The sequence below is a fragment of the Alcaligenes sp. SDU_A2 genome (assembly GCF_038237375.1).
In the GTDB taxonomy this organism is placed as follows: Bacteria; Pseudomonadota; Gammaproteobacteria; order Burkholderiales; family Burkholderiaceae_B; genus Alcaligenes.
Genome location: NZ_CP151273.1, coordinates 3347752 through 3364929, shown reverse-complemented (window position 1 = coordinate 3364929; position 17178 = coordinate 3347752). Strand labels below are relative to the sequence as shown.

Annotated in this window: 11 protein-coding genes; all 11 read left to right on the top strand. The window is 59.3% G+C overall.

Annotated features, from left to right (window positions below; genetic code table 11):
* Positions 1–23: 23 nt before the first annotated feature.
* Positions 24–1208: an amino acid ABC transporter permease gene (locus AADW57_RS15395; RefSeq protein ID WP_341667762.1), complete on the top strand. Its 1185-nt coding sequence runs from the start codon at positions 24–26 to the stop codon at positions 1206–1208.
* Positions 1209–2303, top strand: a complete 1095-nt coding sequence (locus tag AADW57_RS15390) for an amino acid ABC transporter permease (RefSeq protein ID WP_341667761.1) — start codon at positions 1209–1211, stop codon at positions 2301–2303. It abuts the gene before it with no gap.
* A gap of 53 nt (positions 2304–2356) precedes the next feature.
* The gene (locus AADW57_RS15385; protein ID WP_341667760.1) at positions 2357–3094 is read left to right on the top strand and encodes an amino acid ABC transporter ATP-binding protein; all 738 of its coding nucleotides are present in this window, start codon (positions 2357–2359) and stop codon (positions 3092–3094) included.
* A 48-nt stretch (positions 3095–3142) separates the two neighbouring features.
* Positions 3143–4153 (top strand): Bug family tripartite tricarboxylate transporter substrate binding protein, encoded by a 1011-nt coding sequence (locus AADW57_RS15380; RefSeq protein WP_445819155.1) that lies wholly within the window; start codon positions 3143–3145, stop codon positions 4151–4153.
* 262 nt (positions 4154–4415) lie between these two features.
* Entirely contained in the window at positions 4416–4997 is a 582-nt protein-coding gene (locus AADW57_RS15375) for an OmpA family protein (protein WP_341669718.1), read from the top strand.
* 297 nt (positions 4998–5294) lie between these two features.
* On the top strand, positions 5295–5459 hold the full coding sequence (locus AADW57_RS15370) for a hypothetical protein (RefSeq protein WP_341667759.1): 165 nt from the start codon (positions 5295–5297) through the stop codon (positions 5457–5459).
* Between the two features lie 63 nt (positions 5460–5522).
* Positions 5523–6083: an RNA polymerase sigma factor gene (locus AADW57_RS15365; protein WP_341667758.1), complete on the top strand. Its 561-nt coding sequence runs from the start codon at positions 5523–5525 to the stop codon at positions 6081–6083.
* 117 nt (positions 6084–6200) lie between these two features.
* Positions 6201–6443 (top strand): MbtH family protein, encoded by a 243-nt coding sequence (locus AADW57_RS15360; RefSeq protein WP_341667757.1) that lies wholly within the window; start codon positions 6201–6203, stop codon positions 6441–6443.
* A complete protein-coding gene (locus AADW57_RS15355) occupies positions 6440–7135 on the top strand; it encodes a thioesterase II family protein (RefSeq protein WP_341667756.1) in 696 nt (231 codons plus the stop codon). Before AADW57_RS15360 ends, AADW57_RS15355 begins: the two co-directional genes overlap by 4 nt.
* A 108-nt stretch (positions 7136–7243) precedes the next feature.
* Complete coding sequence (locus tag AADW57_RS15350) at positions 7244–12634, top strand: amino acid adenylation domain-containing protein (protein WP_341667755.1); 5391 nt, start codon at positions 7244–7246, stop codon at positions 12632–12634.
* Positions 12631–17151: a type I polyketide synthase gene (locus tag AADW57_RS15345; protein WP_341667754.1), complete on the top strand. Its 4521-nt coding sequence runs from the start codon at positions 12631–12633 to the stop codon at positions 17149–17151. Before AADW57_RS15350 ends, AADW57_RS15345 begins: the two co-directional genes overlap by 4 nt.
* Positions 17152–17178 lie beyond the last annotated feature (27 nt).

Genomic DNA, 17178 nt, shown 5'->3' with positions numbered 1-17178 from the left:
GCTGCAAACACGGGTTTTACGCTATGGCACACAACACAACTACGCCACAGGCACCGCGCCGCCGCCTGTCCTGGAACGATCCGTTTACGCGCGGCATCCTCTATCAGGTCTTGATTCTGGGCGTCTTGGGCTTTTGTGTGTGGTATCTGGTCTCCAACACCTTGCACAATCTGGCGGTGCGTAATATTTCCACGGGCTTTGATTTCCTGGGGCGCGAGGCCGGTTTTGCCATCGGCGAGACTCCCATTGCCTATACGCCTTCCGATACGTATGGGCGCGCTATTCTGGTTGGCCTGTTCAATACGCTTAAAGTGTCTGTCGTCGGCATTGTTGCTGCGACAGTGTTTGGCACGGTGCTGGGCATTGCGCGTCTGTCTAAAAACTGGCTGGTGTCGCGCCTGGCCGGCTTATATGTCGAAGTCATGCGTAATGTGCCGCTGCTGCTGCAATTGTTTTTCTGGTATGCGCTGATTACCGAAGCCTTGCCGGGACCGCGTCAGGCTCTGCATCCAGTAGACGGCGTATTTTTGTCCAATCGCGGCCTGAAACTGCCTGCGCTGCAGGGCGACGGACTCAGTTGGATACTGCTTGGTCTGGCGTTGGCCATTGTGCTGGTCGTGGTGATGGCGCACTGGGCCAGGCGGCGTCAGGAACTGACAGGCAACATTTTTCCGGTGGCCAGAGTCGGGCTGGTGGTGCTGTTGCTGGTGCCGGCTGCCGCGTTGCTGATCAGTGGCGCGCCGCTGGCGCTGGATATGCCTGAGCTGCGTGGTTTCAACTTTGTGGGCGGACTGACCCTGTCGCCGGAATTTGCGGCGTTGCTGGCCGGGCTCATCATCTATACCTCCGCTTTTGTGGCCGAAGTGGTGCGCTCGGGGATACAGTCGGTGGGCAAGGGTCAATGGGAAGCGGCGCAAGCCCTGGGCCTGTCGCGCAGCCGTATGATGCGGCTGGTGATTTTGCCGCAGGCGCTGCGCGTCATCGTTCCGCCCATGACCAGTCAGTATCTGAACCTGACCAAGAACAGTTCGTTGGCCGTGGCCATCGGCTATCCGGATATCGTCTCGGTGGTCAATACCACCTTGAATCAGACCGGCCAGGCCATTGAAGGCATCTTGATCATCATGGCGGCTTACCTGACCGTCAGTCTGTCGATCTCGATCTTCATGAACTGGTACAACAACCGCATTGCCCTGGTGGAGCGCTAAATGACCGCTGCGCAAACCTCTACCTTGTCGGCTCCCCCTTCGCTGCACCGCGGTGTCTTGGGCTGGCTGCGCGAAAATCTGTTTTCATCGCCCCTGAATGCCATCTTGACGGTATTGGTGCTGTGGCTGCTGCTTTTAACAGTGCCTGCTCTGGTGGACTGGCTGTTCATCAAGGCTAATTTCGGCGCGCAGAACGCCCAGGAGTGCCGTGCCAGCGCCGGAGCCTGTTGGGCCTTCATACGTGAAAAGCATCGCCTGATCCTGTTCGGCATCTACCCTTACGACGAGCAGTGGCGCCCGCTCCTGGCCTCTGTTCTGCTGACCTTGCTGATTGTATGCAGCTGTGTGCGCTGGTTCTGGAAGCCCTGGCTGCCTTTGTTGTGGCTGGTTGGTCTGACGGCGGTGGGCGTGTTGATGTGGGGCGGCGTGCTGGGCCTGAGTTATGTGGAAAACAGCCTGTGGGGTGGTTTGCCCCTGACCCTTATTCTGGCCACGTTCGGCGTTGCCTTTGCTTTTCCGCTGGGCCTGCTGCTGGCCTTGGGCCGCACTTCGCACTTGCCGGCCGTCAAGGCGGTGTGCGTGGTGTACATCGAATTGATCCGCGGGGTGCCCTTGATCAGTTTGCTGTTCATGTCTTCGGTCATGTTGCCGCTGTTCATGCCCGAAGGCTTCAACATCGACAAGCTGCTGCGCGCCCAGATCGCCATCATCCTGTTCGCGGCCGCCTATATCGCGGAAACCGTGCGCGGTGGTCTGCAAGCCATTCCCAAAGGGCAATACGAGGGTGCCGAGTCCCTGGGCCTGAGCTACTGGCAGACCATGCGCAAGATTGTGCTGCCGCAGGCGCTTAAAATCGTGATTCCCCCTCTGGTGGGCATTTTCATTTCATTGTTCAAGGATACGTCTCTGGTGGTGATCATCGGCATTTTCGATTTGACCCAGGCCGCCAAGGTGGCGCTGGCCGATGCCGCCTGGCGTGGTTTCAGCACCGAAGCCTACCTGTTCATCGCCTTGATTTACTTTGTATTCTGCTATTCGATCTCTCGTTACAGCCGCTCTCTGGAGCGGCGCCTGCAGACCGGATACGAACGTTGAGACATGCCGTTGCGGCTATATAGCGGCCCAGCGGGTCCTACGAGGAGTTATGCATGGCAGACGCCATCATTCAGCTAAAGAACGTCAACAAGTGGTATGGTCAGTTCCATGTGCTGCGCAACATCGATCTGGAGGTCGGTCGTGGTGAGCGTATCGTGATCTGCGGGCCGTCCGGATCGGGCAAGTCCACCTTGATCCGCTGCATCAATAGGCTCGAAGAGCATCAGCAGGGTCAGATCATTGTAGATGGCGTGGAGCTGGGCAATGACCTGCGCCAGATCGAGGCCATACGCCGCGATGTAGGCATGGTGTTTCAGCACTTCAACCTGTTTCCGCATCTGACTGTTCTGGAAAACCTGACGTTGGGGCCGATGTGGGTGCGCCGCAAGACCAAGGCGCAGGCGCAGGCTTTGGCCATGCAGTACCTGGAACGAGTGCGTATTCCCGAGCAGGCCAATAAATACCCCGGTCAGCTTTCAGGAGGGCAGCAGCAGCGTGTGGCGATTGCGCGCTCATTGTGCATGGAGCCGAAAATCATGCTGTTCGACGAGCCCACTTCGGCGCTGGACCCGGAAATGGTCAAGGAAGTGCTGGAAGTCATGGTGGAGCTGGCCCATACTGGCATGACCATGCTGTGTGTTACCCACGAAATGGGATTTGCGCGCAAAGTGGCCGATCGGGTCATATTCATGGATCAGGGCGAGATCATCGAACAAAATACGCCGGATGCGTTCTTCGATGCCCCCCAGAACGAGCGCACGCGGGAGTTTCTCAGTCAGATCATTCACTGATGGCCTGCGTGGTTTTACGCCTGTGTCTTTTTGATGCAGGCTTGTTTTATGTTGAAGAAGGATAGTTCGATGCTTTGTGCACGCAAGTGGCTGTTGGCCGTCTCGGGCGTGGCTGCCGTGATGGCGGTTCCCGCCGTCCAGGCCCAAGACGCCTTTCCCTCCAAACCCATCCAGTTCGTGGTTCCTTATCCTCCTGGCGGTCCTTTGGACAGCATGGCGCGTCTGTTGGCCGAGCGCGTCAAGGACGACCTTGGTACCGTGGTGGTGGAAAACAAATCGGGCGCGGGTGGCAATATCGGTGCCAGCATCGTTGCCAAGGCGGCACCGGACGGCTATACCTTGATGATGGGAGCGGTTGCCATCAATGCGATCAACCCTTGGCTGTACAAGACAGTGCCGTTTGATCCGGTGAAAAGCTTCGAGCCGATCGCCTTGGTGGCCTCGGTACCCAATGTCCTGATCGTCAACAAGGAATTTGCGCAGAGCAAGCAGATTGCGACGGTGCAGGATCTGGTGACCTATGCCAAGCAGCATCCGGGGCAGCTGAATTTCGCTTCGGGCGGCAACGGCAGCGCAGGCCATCTGGCCGGCGCAGTGCTAAATACACGTTCGCAGATCGACTCGGTGCACGTGCCCTATGCGGGCGCGGCTCCGGCCAAGACTGCGCTGCTGGCCGGGCAGGTACACTTTATGTTCGACAACCTGGCCTCGGCCGCCCCGCTGATCAAAGCCGATTCCGTCAAGGCATTGGCCGTGACCACGACCGAGCGTTCCAATTTTTTCCCCGATGTGCCGACGATGGAACAGGCCGGTGTCAAACCGTTTGACCTGGGCACCTGGTTCGGCGTGTTTGTAACTGGCGGGACACCCGAACCCGTCGTTCAGAAACTGCACGATGCCTATGCCAAGGCTCTGATGGAACCCTCGGTCCGTCAGGCGCTGGCCGTCATGGGATCGGACGCTGAGCCGGGCACCGTGGCGCAGTTCCGCGATCTTGTCAGTCGCGATCTGAAGAAGTACAAGGAAGTGGTAGCCAGTTCCGGAGCAGAATTGTTCTGATATATGGCAAGAGCGGCACCTATCGGGTGCCGCTCTTTGACAATGCTGCATATCGGATCAAGAATTGTGAAGTCCTTTGTTTGGAGTCATTCTGTAACACCGCCTCTGGGCTAGCCTTGCTAGCATAGAGACGCTCGATAGGCCCCTGGTACTTAATTTCGAGTTTACGGAGAAAACAATGACAATTTCCATTCGTTCAGCCAAATTAGCTGCATGCGCAGGCGCTTTTGCCATTCTTGCTGGTTGCAGCACCATGGACAATATGGGGACTGGTGGACGCACTGCCGTCGGAGCAGGTGCGGGTGCTGCCGTCGGTGCCGGTCTTGGTGCACTGATCGGCGACAGCAGCAAGGCAGCCGCCATCGGTGCCGGTATCGGTGCCTTGGCCGGCGGGATCGCGGCCTATAACTGGTCGGGTATCAAAAAAGATGTCCAGCAGTCCGGTGCCAGCAGCCTGGGCGTGGATGTGACGGAAATGCCCGACGGCAGTCTGCGCGTCAATATTCCCAGCAGCGTCTCGTTTGATACTGGCAAGTATCAGTTAAAGCCGGCTCTGCTGCCGGTTCTGGATAGTGTGGCGCGTTCCATGGTGCAGCATCCCGAATTGCGCGCCAAAGCGGTTGGCCATACCGATAGCACCGGTTCGGCGCAGACTAATCAGACACTGTCTGTCAATCGAGCCAGCGCCGTCACCAATTATTTGACCCAGCAGGGCGTAGGCCAGGGCCGCTTGATGGTTGAAGGCCGTGGTCCCAACTCGCCGATAGGCGATAATGCCACCGCTGAAGGCCGTGCCATGAATCGTCGCGTGGAATTGTATTTGTACGCTCCGCAAAAGCAGTAAAAAAGTGACACCCATCGGAACGTCCGATAAAGATCAGATGTAAAAATGTAGTTTGCCCGGTCCCTGTGCCGCTTGATATGCGGCGCAGGGATTTTTATTTTCTGAACTGTTCGTATGGGTAGCGCGTATTGGCTGTCGTGGTTTCGTTGCTGATACGCCCATTGTTGCAAAATAACCTCTATAGTTGTTGGAGGAGGCGGCTTGCGAATACGGACAGAAACGTGGATTCGGTCCTGTACGATTTTGTTGATTAATTTGAAAGCCATTTAGGAGTCCTATTGGAAATAGGAGTCCTAAATGGCTGGAATGTATGGAGAAATAAAGTCAGTTAAAAATCTTAAAAGCCGAATAAATTATTTATATATAAATAATATGTTAACTAATTGTTGTGTGCTCTCATATCCTGGTGCTTATTGGCGTGGGGAAATGTCTGACCCGGCAAAAAATGGTTTTGATTGTTGAAACAGAATCATCATATAGAATGCTCATGAGAATCAATCGCATTTGCATTTTTATGGTGGGTGTATGTTGCATGCTGAAGGACAGGCTGCCCTATGTAAAGAGCATTTGTGCCTTGTGTTTGTAAAGGACAGGGCGCAGCTTGCACGGATTGCTTTTGACATTGTCAAAAATCTGGCCGTTGCCGAAGAGATCATCCAGGATGCGTATGTACGCGTGTGTCATGGCAGCTCTCCCCCTGAAATACGCAATGCAAAAGCGTATTGTTGCCAGGTCGTGCGCAATATTGCGCTGGATATTTACCGTCGTACCGCCAAGCAAGGCGTGCATCTGATTGAAGATAATGGCGAGCAGACCTTGGATTCCGTGCAGTCTGCCTGCCGTACGCCCGAACAGACCATCTACCTAAAACAAGTCTGGAGCGCCGTGTTGGCCAAGCTGAGCATACAGCCTGAATGCCAGCGTCGGGCCTTTATGCTGCATTACGCTCAGAATATGACACAACGGGAGATTGCCGCCGAGCTGCAATGCTCGGCGGCCTCCGTCAATATTTACTTGAAAAATGTTCGGGAAGCGCTGATGCAATGCGATATATGCCGTGCGTTTGTGCAGTACGGCATGGCATGAATGGGGGCTGTGGCGCGCCTTGATGTGTCAAAACCTGATAAGAACGGACTGGATTGAACAAAAAGCTTCCTACTTCGTCTTTGGGTAATAAGAATCATTACCTTTCAGGAGTTGGCGATGTCGACAAGTTGTTTTGATCGCGAGGACGAGACGTTCATTGTCCTGATGAACCACGAAGAACAGTATTCCATCTGGCCACAGTGGAAGGCGGTGCCCGGTGGCTGGCAAGCCGTGGAAGGAGTCCAGGGCGATAAGCAGCATGTCCTGGATTACGTCAAGATGCATTGGACCGATATGCGTCCTTTGTCCTTGAGGAAATGGATGCAGGAGCAAGCCCAGGCCGACAGCGTCCAGCCATGACGCTCAAGCTGCTTGCGCTGCCCTGCGCCGGTGCCAGTGCAACCATGTATTTGCGCTGGCGCCGCCACCTGTCGCCCGTCGTGCAATTGATACCTTTGGAGCTGCCTGGCCGCGGCACCCGGATGAATGAACCGTGCGAGGAGAACTTCCTGGCCCTGGTCCGGAAATTATGCGCTGAATATGCCCAGCACCTGCAAGGCGACTATGTATTGTTCGGACACAGCATGGGGGCGCTGCTGGCGTACGGCATGGCCTTGCATCAGCGCCAACATAAATACCCGTTGCCACGGGCGCTGCTGGTGTCGGCCAGCCCTGCCCCCTCTGTCCGAGACCCGGACCGTTTTGCGAACAAGGACACCGATCAGGCCTTGATCGAGGATCTGCGCGACCAAGGGGGTACGCCCGAAGCGGTGTTTGCCAATGCGGAGCTGCTGCGCATGACCCTGGATACCCTGGGGGCCGATTACCGCGTGTGCGACACCTTTTCGCATGATGAGCCGGCAAGGCTGCCGGTGCCGCTTCATGTGTTGGCCGGCAAGAAGGACGATATCAAGCCGGACAGCCTGCATGCCTGGAGGCAGGAAGGGGCCGGCCGCTTCACGCTGGACTGGTTCGAGGGGAACCACTTTTTTATCTGGCAACAGCAGGCGCAGGTGCTTGAGCGCATCAACCATCTATTGCGGTCTGTTTAGTCGGCGCATCCAGGATTTCACATAGTTTATTGCCGTCCATGCCTCATGGACTCCGATGCCGGTGCGCCGCAAGGTCTGCTTGCGTCGGCTTGCACAAAGGAAAAGCGGATGATGATGCACACTACCTTTGCCTCCTGCGCAGACGCATTTGTGCCGCCTGCCGACTTCGTGCAGGGGCTGATGCACCTGGCCGGACAGCGTGGTTCTGATACAGCCCTGACGGTGGTCGGGGTAGAGCAGGGCGAGCCGTTCGAGCGTACTTTTACTTATGCGCAGATCTGGCAGCGGACGACCGCCCTGGCTGCTGTGCTGCAAAAGAAAACGCGCCCGGGCGAACGAGCCCTGCTGCTGTTGGAAAACGATGAGCATTATGTGTTCAGCTTGTTCGCGTGTTTTGCGGCCGGCGTTATTGCAGTACCTGTCTTTCCCCCTGAGTCCAACCGGCCGCAGCATGCGGCACGTTTGCTGGGTATTGCCCAGGACGCACAAGCCAGTTTGATTCTGGCCCCCAGCCGTTGCGCCGGGCTGGTGTCGGGTCTGGCGCAGCAACTAGGCGTTGTCGATCTGGTGCTGGTCGATCAGGTCGATCCCGAAAATGCCTCGCAGTGGCGCTCTTTCCAGCCAGCGTTGTCGGATATTGCTTTCTTGCAGTACACCTCGGGGTCGACCTCGGCTCCCAAGGGCGTCATGGTGACCCATGCTTGCCTGATGGCGAACGAAGCGGCCATCCGCAGCGGGCTGTCGGTCAGCTCCAACGATTGTTTTGGCGTTTGGTCGCCCTTGTTTCACGATATGGGCTTGATCGGCGGTTTGCTGCAACCTTTCTACAGTGGCATTGCTTGCGTGCTCTGCACGCCGCAGTACTTCACGGCCAGTCCCTTGCGTTGGTTGCAGTTGGTGGATCGTTACAAGGTCAGCATCAGCGGCGGTCCGGATTTTGCCTATCGCCTGTGTCTGGACCGTATCAAGCCGCAAGATTGTCTTGGTCTGGATTTGAGCCATTGGCGGGTTGCGTATACGGGCGCGGAACCGGTGCGCCATGACACCATGCGGGATTTTATTGATCGTTTCGCCGCTTGCGGATTTGCCCCGCAGGCCGTGTACCCCTGCTATGGCCTGGCCGAGGCGACCTTGTTCATTACTGGCGGCCGTCGCGGCGCGGGTCTGCATACACAACGCTTCTGCACGTCTTTGTTGTCGTTGGGACAGGTGCAGCCTGATGAAAGCGGGGCAATTCTGGTGGGGTGCGGACAGGTTGCGGTTGGGCACGAGTTGCGCATTGTCGATCCGCTCAGCCTGCAAGAGCAGACCGAGCAGTGCATCGGCGAGATTTGGGCCAGCGGCCCCAGCATCGCCGCCGGCTACTGGCGCAACCCGCAGGCCAGTGAGCAGACCTTTGTGGCCGATGCATCGGGCAAACGGTGGCTGCGCACAGGCGACCTGGGGTTTCAGCATCAAGATCACCTGTATATTGCCGGCCGCCTGAAAGACATGGTGATTGTGCGCGGACATAATGTTTATCCGCATGACCTTGAAAAACTGGTTGAAGATGGCGTGGCGGCGGTGCGCAAAGGCCGGGTTGCGGCATTTTCGGTGCAGCTCAATGGGGATGAGGGTGTGGGGATTGCCGCAGAGGTTTCGCGGGGCGTGCAGAAACGGGTCGGTCCTCAGGAGGTGGCGAGTCAAATTGCCGATGCGCTGGGTGCCCATCTGGGCCAGGCCCCTCGGGTGATCGCATTGTTAAATGCCTCGGGCATGCCCAAGACGTCCAGTGGCAAGTTGCAGCGTCAGGCCTGCCGTGCCCAGTGGCAGCAGAATACGCTCGATGCCTATGCCATTTTTGAAAATGGACGTTTGGTGGTCGGGGAAGCATCTCATGGCTCCCCGCAGGCTGCAGGGATGGCTGATTCCGTCAGTCAACAGTTGGCGGCTTTCTGGGCGCAGGTGCTCGGACAGGCAGGGTCGGACGCACCAGAAGCACACAGCCATTTTTTTATGGTTGGGGGCAACTCGTTGACTGCCGCACAGCTGGCCATGTGCATCAGCAGGCACTACAGCGTGTTGTTTCAGCCGCGCGATGTCTTTCTTTATCCCAGGTTGGGCGAGATGGCTCAGGCGATACGCAGGCTGCAAAAGTCGCAGCGCAATGCGCCCCTGCGCATCCCGCCGCTGGAACCCGGGCAGCGTAGTCAGGCCCAGCCTTTATCGGCTGAGCAACAGCGCCAGTGGTTCCTGTGGAAACTGGACCCGGACGGCACCGCTTACCATGTCCAGGGGGCTTTGCAGATCCAGGGGGATTTGCATCTGGACGTGTTCGAGCAGGCCGTGCAGTGCCTTGTCGAGCGACATGGGGCATTACGCACGCGTTTTATGCTGACCGACGATGGTCAGGTGCGCCAGTGTTTGCTGGAGAACGTCTCGGTGCCGCTGGAGCCTGGTCCGGCGCAGTGCGAGCAGCAGGCCGAGCTGACACGCTATATGGCGCATTTTTTACAGCGTCCTTTTGATTTGCTGCAAGGGCCTGCGGTTCGGGCCGCGCTTATCCGCCAATCGGAGCAGCGTCATTTGCTGGTCTTGGTGATGCACCACATTATTTCGGACGCGGCCTCCATGCAGGTACTGTTGGAGGATCTGGGCGCGCTCTATGCCGCCTTGCTCGATCGGGGCTCTTGGCCCGAGGAGCCTGTGCTGCAGTACGTGGATTATGCAGCATGGGTGGGCAGTGCCGGCAGGCCGGATCATGCGCAAAGCCTGGACTATTGGCAGCGCACTTTGGGCTCGGAGCACACCGTATTGAAGCTGCCGCATGATTTTCTGCCGGCGAAGCAGGGCTCGCGGCCAGCGGCGCAGTACGAACTCGATATAGCGCCATCTTTGTTTGCCCAGGTGCAGCATCTGGCCGGAGACACAGGCGCGACGCCTTTTGTGATCTTTTCGTGCGCACTGCAGTTACTGCTGCATTGTTATACGGCGCAAGAATGCATTCGACTTGGCGTGCCCGTGACCAATCGCCACTATCCGGGATTGGAACGGATGGTCGGCTTTTTCGCCAATACGGTGGTGTTGCAGCAGGTTTTCAGATCTGGCGACACGCTGTCGGGTCTGATCGGGCAGGCGATCCAGAGTCACCGGCAAGCGATGGCGCATTCGGATCTGCCGTTTGAACAACTGGTCGATGTGTTGCGTCCTGAGCGCAGCCCCGGCGTCAATCCTTTGTTTCAGGTGATGTTCAATTACCTGCACGAAGACTTTTCAGGCTTTGCCCGCAACAGCGGCCTGTCGGCAAGCGTAGTCAGGCTGGATGCCTTGCAGGCCCAGTTTGAGTTGAGCGTGGAGGTACGAGAGCACGCTCGACATGGTGCCAGCGTGCGTTTCGTGTACGACAGTGCTTTGTTTGCTGACGACACGATTGCCCGGATGGCCGGGCATTATTTGGCGCTTGTGCAGGCCATGCTGGCGGACGATGGGCAGGTGCTGGCAGCTCTGCCTTTGCTGGGGACGGCGGAGCGGGCGCAGCTATTGTCGTGGGGAAGCGGCGCAGCATGCGAGGTTGCGCCCAGCCCCGTTCACGCACAGATCAGCATGCATGCGCAGTCCACACCGCACGCTCCGGCGCTGGTGTTCGAGGGACAGAGTCTGTCCTACGGCGAACTGGAGGCGCAGGCCAATCGACTGGCGCACGCCTTGATCGCGCGCGGGGTGCGGCCCGAAGACCGGGTGGGCATTGCGCTGGAGCGTTCGCTGGAGATGGTGGTGGGGATACTGGCGGTGCTCAAGGCCGGGGCGGCGTACGTGCCGCTGGACCTGGATTACCCGCCCGAGCGCCTGGGCTATATGGCGCAGGACAGCGGCATGGGTTTGTTGTTGAGCCGCAGCGGGGTGGACACCTCGGCCTGGCGTCCGGCAGACGTCAGTCTGGTGCTGGTGGACCGGCTCGATAGCGGCGCGTATCGCCCGGACTGCCCGGCGGTGGCGGTGCATGGCGAACAGTTGGCCTATTTGATCTACACCTCTGGCTCCACGGGTCAGCCCAAGGGGGTGGCGGTGCGTCACCGGGCGCTGTCGCAGTGCATGGGCTGGATGCAGCATACCTACGGGCTGGGTGCGGACGACACGGTGCTGCACAAGGCCCCGTTCAGCTTCGATGTGTCGTGCTGGGAGATTTTTTGGCCCTTGAGCTGCGGTGTGCGGCTGGTGATCGCCCGTCCGGGCGACCATCGCGACCCGCAGCGTATTTTTGACCTGATCGAGCAGCATCGGATTACGACCGTCAATTTTGTGCCGCTGATGCTGCAGGCCTTTTTGGCGCAGTGCGGCGAGCAGGTGCCCAGCCTGCGGCATGTCATGTGCGGTGGCGAGGCGATTAGCGCGGCGGTGCAGTCCTTGTCGGTGCAGCGGCTGGGCGCGGGCGTCTTGCAGAACTTATACGGACCGACCGAGACGACGATACATGTAACACGTTGGACATGCCAGGATGATGGTCGCACGCCGGTGCCAATCGGCCGCCCGATCGATGCGACCCAAGCCTATGTGCTGGATGGCTCCTTGAATTTGGTACCTGCCGGCGTGCAGGGCGAGTTGTATATAGGCGGGGATCTGCTGGCACGCGGTTATCAGAACCGGGCGGCGCTGAGCGCGGAGCGCTTTGTGGCCGATCCGTTCGGTGCGGACGGCGGGCGGCTGTACCGCACGGGCGATCTGGTGCGCTGGAATGCGCAGGGTCAACTGGAGTACCTGGGCCGTCTGGACCATCAGGTCAAGGTGCGCGGTTTCCGTATCGAGCTGGGCGAGGTGGAGTCCCAGTTATTGGCGCTGGACGGGGTGCGCGAAGCGGTGGTGGTGGCCCGCGAGGGGCCGCAGGGCGCGCAACTGGTGGGCTATGTATCGGGTGATCGCCTGGTGGGCCAGGGCGTAGTGGATCAGCGAGTATCGAACGCGGTTACTGCTGGTCTTGATCCTGCGGCTCAAAATATTGCCGTTAGCGTCGATTCAGGCACGACGATCTCGGGCCAACAATTGCGCGAACAATTGGCGCAGCGCTTGCCGGACTACATGGTGCCAGCGGTGATCATGGTGCTGGACGCTTTGCCTTTGAACGCCAACGGCAAGATTGACCGCAAGGCGCTGCCCGAGCCGCAGTTTGTCGGTGGCCAGGACTACGAAGCGCCGCAGGGCGAACTGGAGACGGCGCTGGCGTCGATCTGGGCGCAGGTGCTGGGCGTGGAGCGGGTGGGCCGCCGGGACAACTTTTTCGATCTGGGCGGTCATTCCTTGTTGTTGGTGCAACTGCATGAACGCATACGCAAGGGCTTGCAGACGGATTTGTCGGTGATGGACCTGTTCCGTTATCCCAGCGTTCAGGCGCAAGCGGCTTTTATGCAAGCGGTGGGTACCGATATGCAAGAACAGGTCGAACGACGGTCTATTGACATGCAGGCCGAGCGCAGGAAGCAGGCCTTGTTGCGGCGTAAGCAGACGCCCCAGCGGGGGCTGGCATGACAGCACAGAACACCACAACTGGATTGGAAATTGCCCTTGTCGGCATGGCAGGACGCTTTCCTGGTGCCGAAGATGTGCAGACGCTGTGGGAGCGCATCTGCCAGGGCACGGAGTCGGTGGTCCAGTACAGTGAGCAGCAATTGCGCCAGATGGGTGTTCCCGACGCGCTGCTGCAGGACCCGGATTACGTACGGGCAGGACTAGAGTTTGACGCGCTGGAGCAATTTGATGCCGCGCTGTTTGCCTACACGCCGCGCGACGCCCAATTGCTCGATCCCCAGCATCGGGTATTTCTGGAGTGCGCCTGGCATGCGCTGGAGCATGCCGGTTATATGGGGGACGGGTCGGCGGGGCGGGCTGTGGGCGTTTTTGCGGGCTGCGGTGCCAGCGTGTATTTAATTCGTCATTTATTGGCGCAGACTCCGCTGAACGAACGTACTACCGTGACCGATATGCTGTCTTTGCTGGCCGGCAACGGTCCCGATTCATTGGCGACGCGTGTCGCGTACAAGTTGAATCTGCAAGGTCCTGCAGTGGCGGTACAGACAGCCTGCTCCAGTTCGCTGGTGGCCGTGCACATGGCTTGTCAGTCGTTGCTCAATCATGAATGCGATATGGCACTGGCCGGCGGGGTGTCCTTGAATCTGTTGCAAAAGGGCGGTTACCTGTATCGCAATGGCGCGATCTTTTCGCGGGACGGTCATTGCCGTGCTTTCGATGCCAAAGCCAGCGGAACGGTGCTGGGCAGCGGCGCGGGCGTGGTGGTGCTCAAACGGCTGGAGGAGGCGATTGATGATGGCGACACCATTTACGCCGTCATCAAAGGCTCGGCCATCAATAATGATGGAGCCCAGAAAGTGGGCTTTACCGCGCCCAGCATCCAGGGCCAGGCGCACGTGGTCCAGGCCGCTTTGGCGATGGCCGATGTGCCGGCCGACTCCATTGGCTATATCGAGGCACATGGCACCGGAACTGTATTGGGCGATCCTATCGAAGTGGCCGCCTTGACGCAGGCCTTCGGCGCACCGGCCCGGCCCGGCAGCTGCGTATTGGGCTCTATCAAGACCAATATCGGTCATCTGGACACGGCAGCAGGCGTGGCCGGTTTAATAAAGACTGCGCTGGCCTTGCGCCATCAGGTGCTGCCGGCCAGCCTGAATTTTGATGAGCCCAATCCACAAATCGATTTTGCGGACAGTCCCTTTTATGTCAATACGCAGACGCGCCCCTGGCCGGCAGGAGCTGACGCGCGTCGGGCTGGCGTCAGCTCCTTTGGTATTGGCGGCACCAACGCGCACGTGGTCTTGCAGGAGCATTGCCAGACTGTGAACCAGACAGCGGATCTGGTCGGGCAAGAAGCGGTGCCGGCAGGCGGCTATGCGTTACCGGTCAGCGGGCATACGTCCCGGTCGCTGTCGGCCAACAGGGCCAATTTGGCGGATTATTTGCACTCCCAGGAGTGTGGCAGCCTGCAGGCCGTCTCCTCGACCTTAATTGCGGGGCGTCGCCATTTAGGACAGCGTTGCATCGTGTTGGCCCATACGCCAGCGCAGGCCGCGCAGGCCTTTCTGACGGAAACCCCGAATGCTTTTTTTCAAGGCTCGGTGTCGGCGGATGCGCCCGCCGTGGCATTTATGTTTCCCGGGCAGGGGGCGCAACATGTGGGCATGGGGCGCAGTCTGTATCAGCAGCATGCTTTATATCGGCAAATCGTGGACGAATGCTGCCAGATATTGGAGAAAGATCTAGGGCTGGATATCCGCCAGATGATGTTTGCCGCACCAGACCAAGAAACGCTGGCCGACGAGCATCTGTCCCAGACTCGCTATACCCAGCCGGCCTTGTTCGTCATGGAGTATGCGCTGGCACGCTTGTGGATGAGCTGGGGCATTACCCCCCAGGCCATGATCGGACACAGCATAGGGGAATATGTCGCTGCTTGCCTGGCGGGCGTGTTCACCTTGGAAGATGCGCTGCGTGTTGTGGTTCTGCGTGGCAAGTTGCTGCAGAAGCTGGCACCCGGTGCCATGTTGGCGGTGGGTCTGTCCGAGCATCAATTGCTTGCCGCGCTGCCCCACGGTTGCGACATTGCCGCCGTCAATACGGATGCCTTGTGCGTGCTGTCCGGCTCGGTGGCGGCCATTGAGCAGGCTCAGGCCCAGCTAGGCAAACGGACCGCTGTGTTGCGGCGCCTGCATGTCTCTCATGCGTTTCATTCGGCGCTGGTCGAACCCATGCTCGATGCGTTTGCCCAGGTGCTGTCCGGCCTGATGCTTTCGCCGCCAGCCATTCCTTTTATTTCCAACCTGAGCGGGACATGGATATCGCCCGAGCAAGCCGTGGACCCCGCTTATTGGGTACGCCATGTGCGCGGCGCGGTGCGTTTTGCGGATGGCGTGGGCACTTTACTGGCGTTGCCCGGACGCATTTTGCTGGAAGTCGGGCCAGGCCAGACGCTGAGCGCGCTTGCGCGTCAACACCCCGGGCGCGGCGCTGTGCCGGTGCTGGCCTCGCAAAGTCACCCCCGACAATTGGCCGGCAATGCAGGGCAAGTGTCGTGCTGCCTGGCGCAACTATGGGTGTCCGGTGTGGATATCGACGCCAGTCCTTTGTTCAAGATGGAGCACGTCCGGCGTATTCCCTTGCCCTTGTATGCCTTTGACCGGCAGTCGTACTGGGTGGCGGCCGATGCTCCGCATGTGCCCGACGCAGCGGTGTCCGTTTCGGTAAGCGATGCGCAGGCACCAGAGTGTCAGGCGGGAACCCATGTCTATGTACCGGTCTGGCAGCGGCAGGCGTTGCGCGTGGCTGAGCCGATGGCTGACGGCCAGGCACCATGCTTGTTGATTTTTGGGTCGAACCTGTCGTTTGCCGCGCAGTTGCAGCAGCGCTGGCAGTCACTCGGGTATCCGGCCATTGTGGCCAGCGCGGGGCCGGCCTATCGGCGTCTGGGGCCCGATCATGTGGAGCTGCGTGCGGATCGGCAGGAGGACGTGGCGCGTTTGCTGAGCGAGATCAGCGCGCAGGGCAAGCTGGTTCAGCAGGTCTGCGCGACCTGGGCCTTAGAGGAGTGTGACGAGGCCCGGGCGCAGGCTGCGGCCTGCTCCTTGTTTATTCCCGGGCTGTTGAATCTGGCCAGGGCCTTCGGTGCCTTGCGGGACTCGCCGGTTCGATTCACGGTGCTGACCTCGCCGTTGAACGATGTCACCGGAACAGAAAATCTGTGCGCGGCCAAGGCACTGTTGCAAGGACCGTGCCGGGTGATGGGCCAGGAATACGAACATATCGATTGCCGATTGCTGGATCTGGACGGCACCAGCCCCGAACAGCAAACATTGGAGCAGGTCTTGGCCGAGTTGAAGGGTGGGGATCAATCCTTCGCGGTGGCGTATCGAGGCCGGCACCGCTGGGTCCAGTCGTACGAGCCCTATGTACTGCAGGATGCGGCGTCCGCGAGTGCGTTGCGGCGCGGCGGCACCTACCTGATTACCGGCGGGCTGGGCGGTATCGGCTGGCACATCGCCGAACATCTGGCCCAGCACTGGCAGGCCAACCTGGTGCTGATTGGGCGCTATCTGGATGCAGAACGGCAAACGCGCCTGGATGCTTTAAGACGCAGCGGCGTTCAGGTGCTGGCGTGTGTGGCCGATCTGGCTTGCAAAGACGATGTCCGGGCCGCCCTTCAAACGGCCCGTCAGACCTTGGGCGCGATCCACGGGGTCGTGCATGCCGCCGGCGTGGCCCAGAGCCGCGTCATCAGCCAGTTACGCGCTGAGGATATAGGCCCGGCGTTGGCCGCCAAGGTTCAGGGAACGCAGCATCTTTTGCAGGCCATCGAGGCCGACAGTCCGGATTTTGTCGTGTTGTTTTCTTCCTTGGCCAGCGTTCTGGGCGGCTTGGGCAAGTCCTTGTATGCCTCGGCCAATGCCTATCTGGATGCTTTGGCGCACGCCTGGGCCGACAAGGCGGGCGCGCCCAGGCTGATCAGTATCAATTGGGATGGCTGGCGCGACATCGGCATGGCGGCCCAGAGTCAGTGGCCTGCCCATATCGGCATACGTCCGCAGCAGGGCATGGCCTTGCTGGAAATGGTGCTGTCCCAGGGCAGGGTGCCTCAGCTTCTGGTCAGCACGACCGCCCTACAGGCGCGTTGGCGAGTCGATGCGCAGGACATGCTGGCTGTGTCGGCTATCCCTGAACCTTCGGCTCAGGCGGTGTTGTATCCCCGTCCGTCGCTGGCGGTCGAATATGTGGAGCCGGACGGCGAACTGGAAGATGGCTTGGCCGCGCTGTGGGGCGATTTGCTGGGCATGCAAGGCCTGGGCAGTGAAGACAGCCTGTTCGAGTTGGGCGGTGATTCCTTGCTGGCGATCCAGTTGCTGGCCAAGGTCAAAGCCACGTATGGGGTGGATGTTCCGCCCGCCGTGTTTTTTCAGGACCCCACCATTGCCGCTTTGGCCGCCGTGGTGGAAGCGGAACTGATTGATCAGATTGAGCAAGACAGCCTTGCTCATTAAGTCTATTTAGCGCAGAACCCGAGGTGT

Coding starts and splice junctions, on each gene's coding strand:
- AADW57_RS15395 (WP_341667762.1), top strand. CDS start 24: ATGGCACACAACACAACTACGCCACAGGCACCGCGCCGCCGCCTGTCC.
- AADW57_RS15390 (WP_341667761.1), top strand. CDS start 1,209: ATGACCGCTGCGCAAACCTCTACCTTGTCGGCTCCCCCTTCGCTGCAC.
- AADW57_RS15385 (WP_341667760.1), top strand. CDS start 2,357: ATGGCAGACGCCATCATTCAGCTAAAGAACGTCAACAAGTGGTATGGT.
- AADW57_RS15380 (WP_445819155.1), top strand. CDS start 3,143: ATGTTGAAGAAGGATAGTTCGATGCTTTGTGCACGCAAGTGGCTGTTG.
- AADW57_RS15375 (WP_341669718.1), top strand. CDS start 4,416: ATGGGGACTGGTGGACGCACTGCCGTCGGAGCAGGTGCGGGTGCTGCC.
- AADW57_RS15370 (WP_341667759.1), top strand. CDS start 5,295: ATGGCTGGAATGTATGGAGAAATAAAGTCAGTTAAAAATCTTAAAAGC.
- AADW57_RS15365 (WP_341667758.1), top strand. CDS start 5,523: ATGTTGCATGCTGAAGGACAGGCTGCCCTATGTAAAGAGCATTTGTGC.
- AADW57_RS15360 (WP_341667757.1), top strand. CDS start 6,201: ATGTCGACAAGTTGTTTTGATCGCGAGGACGAGACGTTCATTGTCCTG.
- AADW57_RS15355 (WP_341667756.1), top strand. CDS start 6,440: ATGACGCTCAAGCTGCTTGCGCTGCCCTGCGCCGGTGCCAGTGCAACC.
- AADW57_RS15350 (WP_341667755.1), top strand. CDS start 7,244: ATGATGATGCACACTACCTTTGCCTCCTGCGCAGACGCATTTGTGCCG.
- AADW57_RS15345 (WP_341667754.1), top strand. CDS start 12,631: ATGACAGCACAGAACACCACAACTGGATTGGAAATTGCCCTTGTCGGC.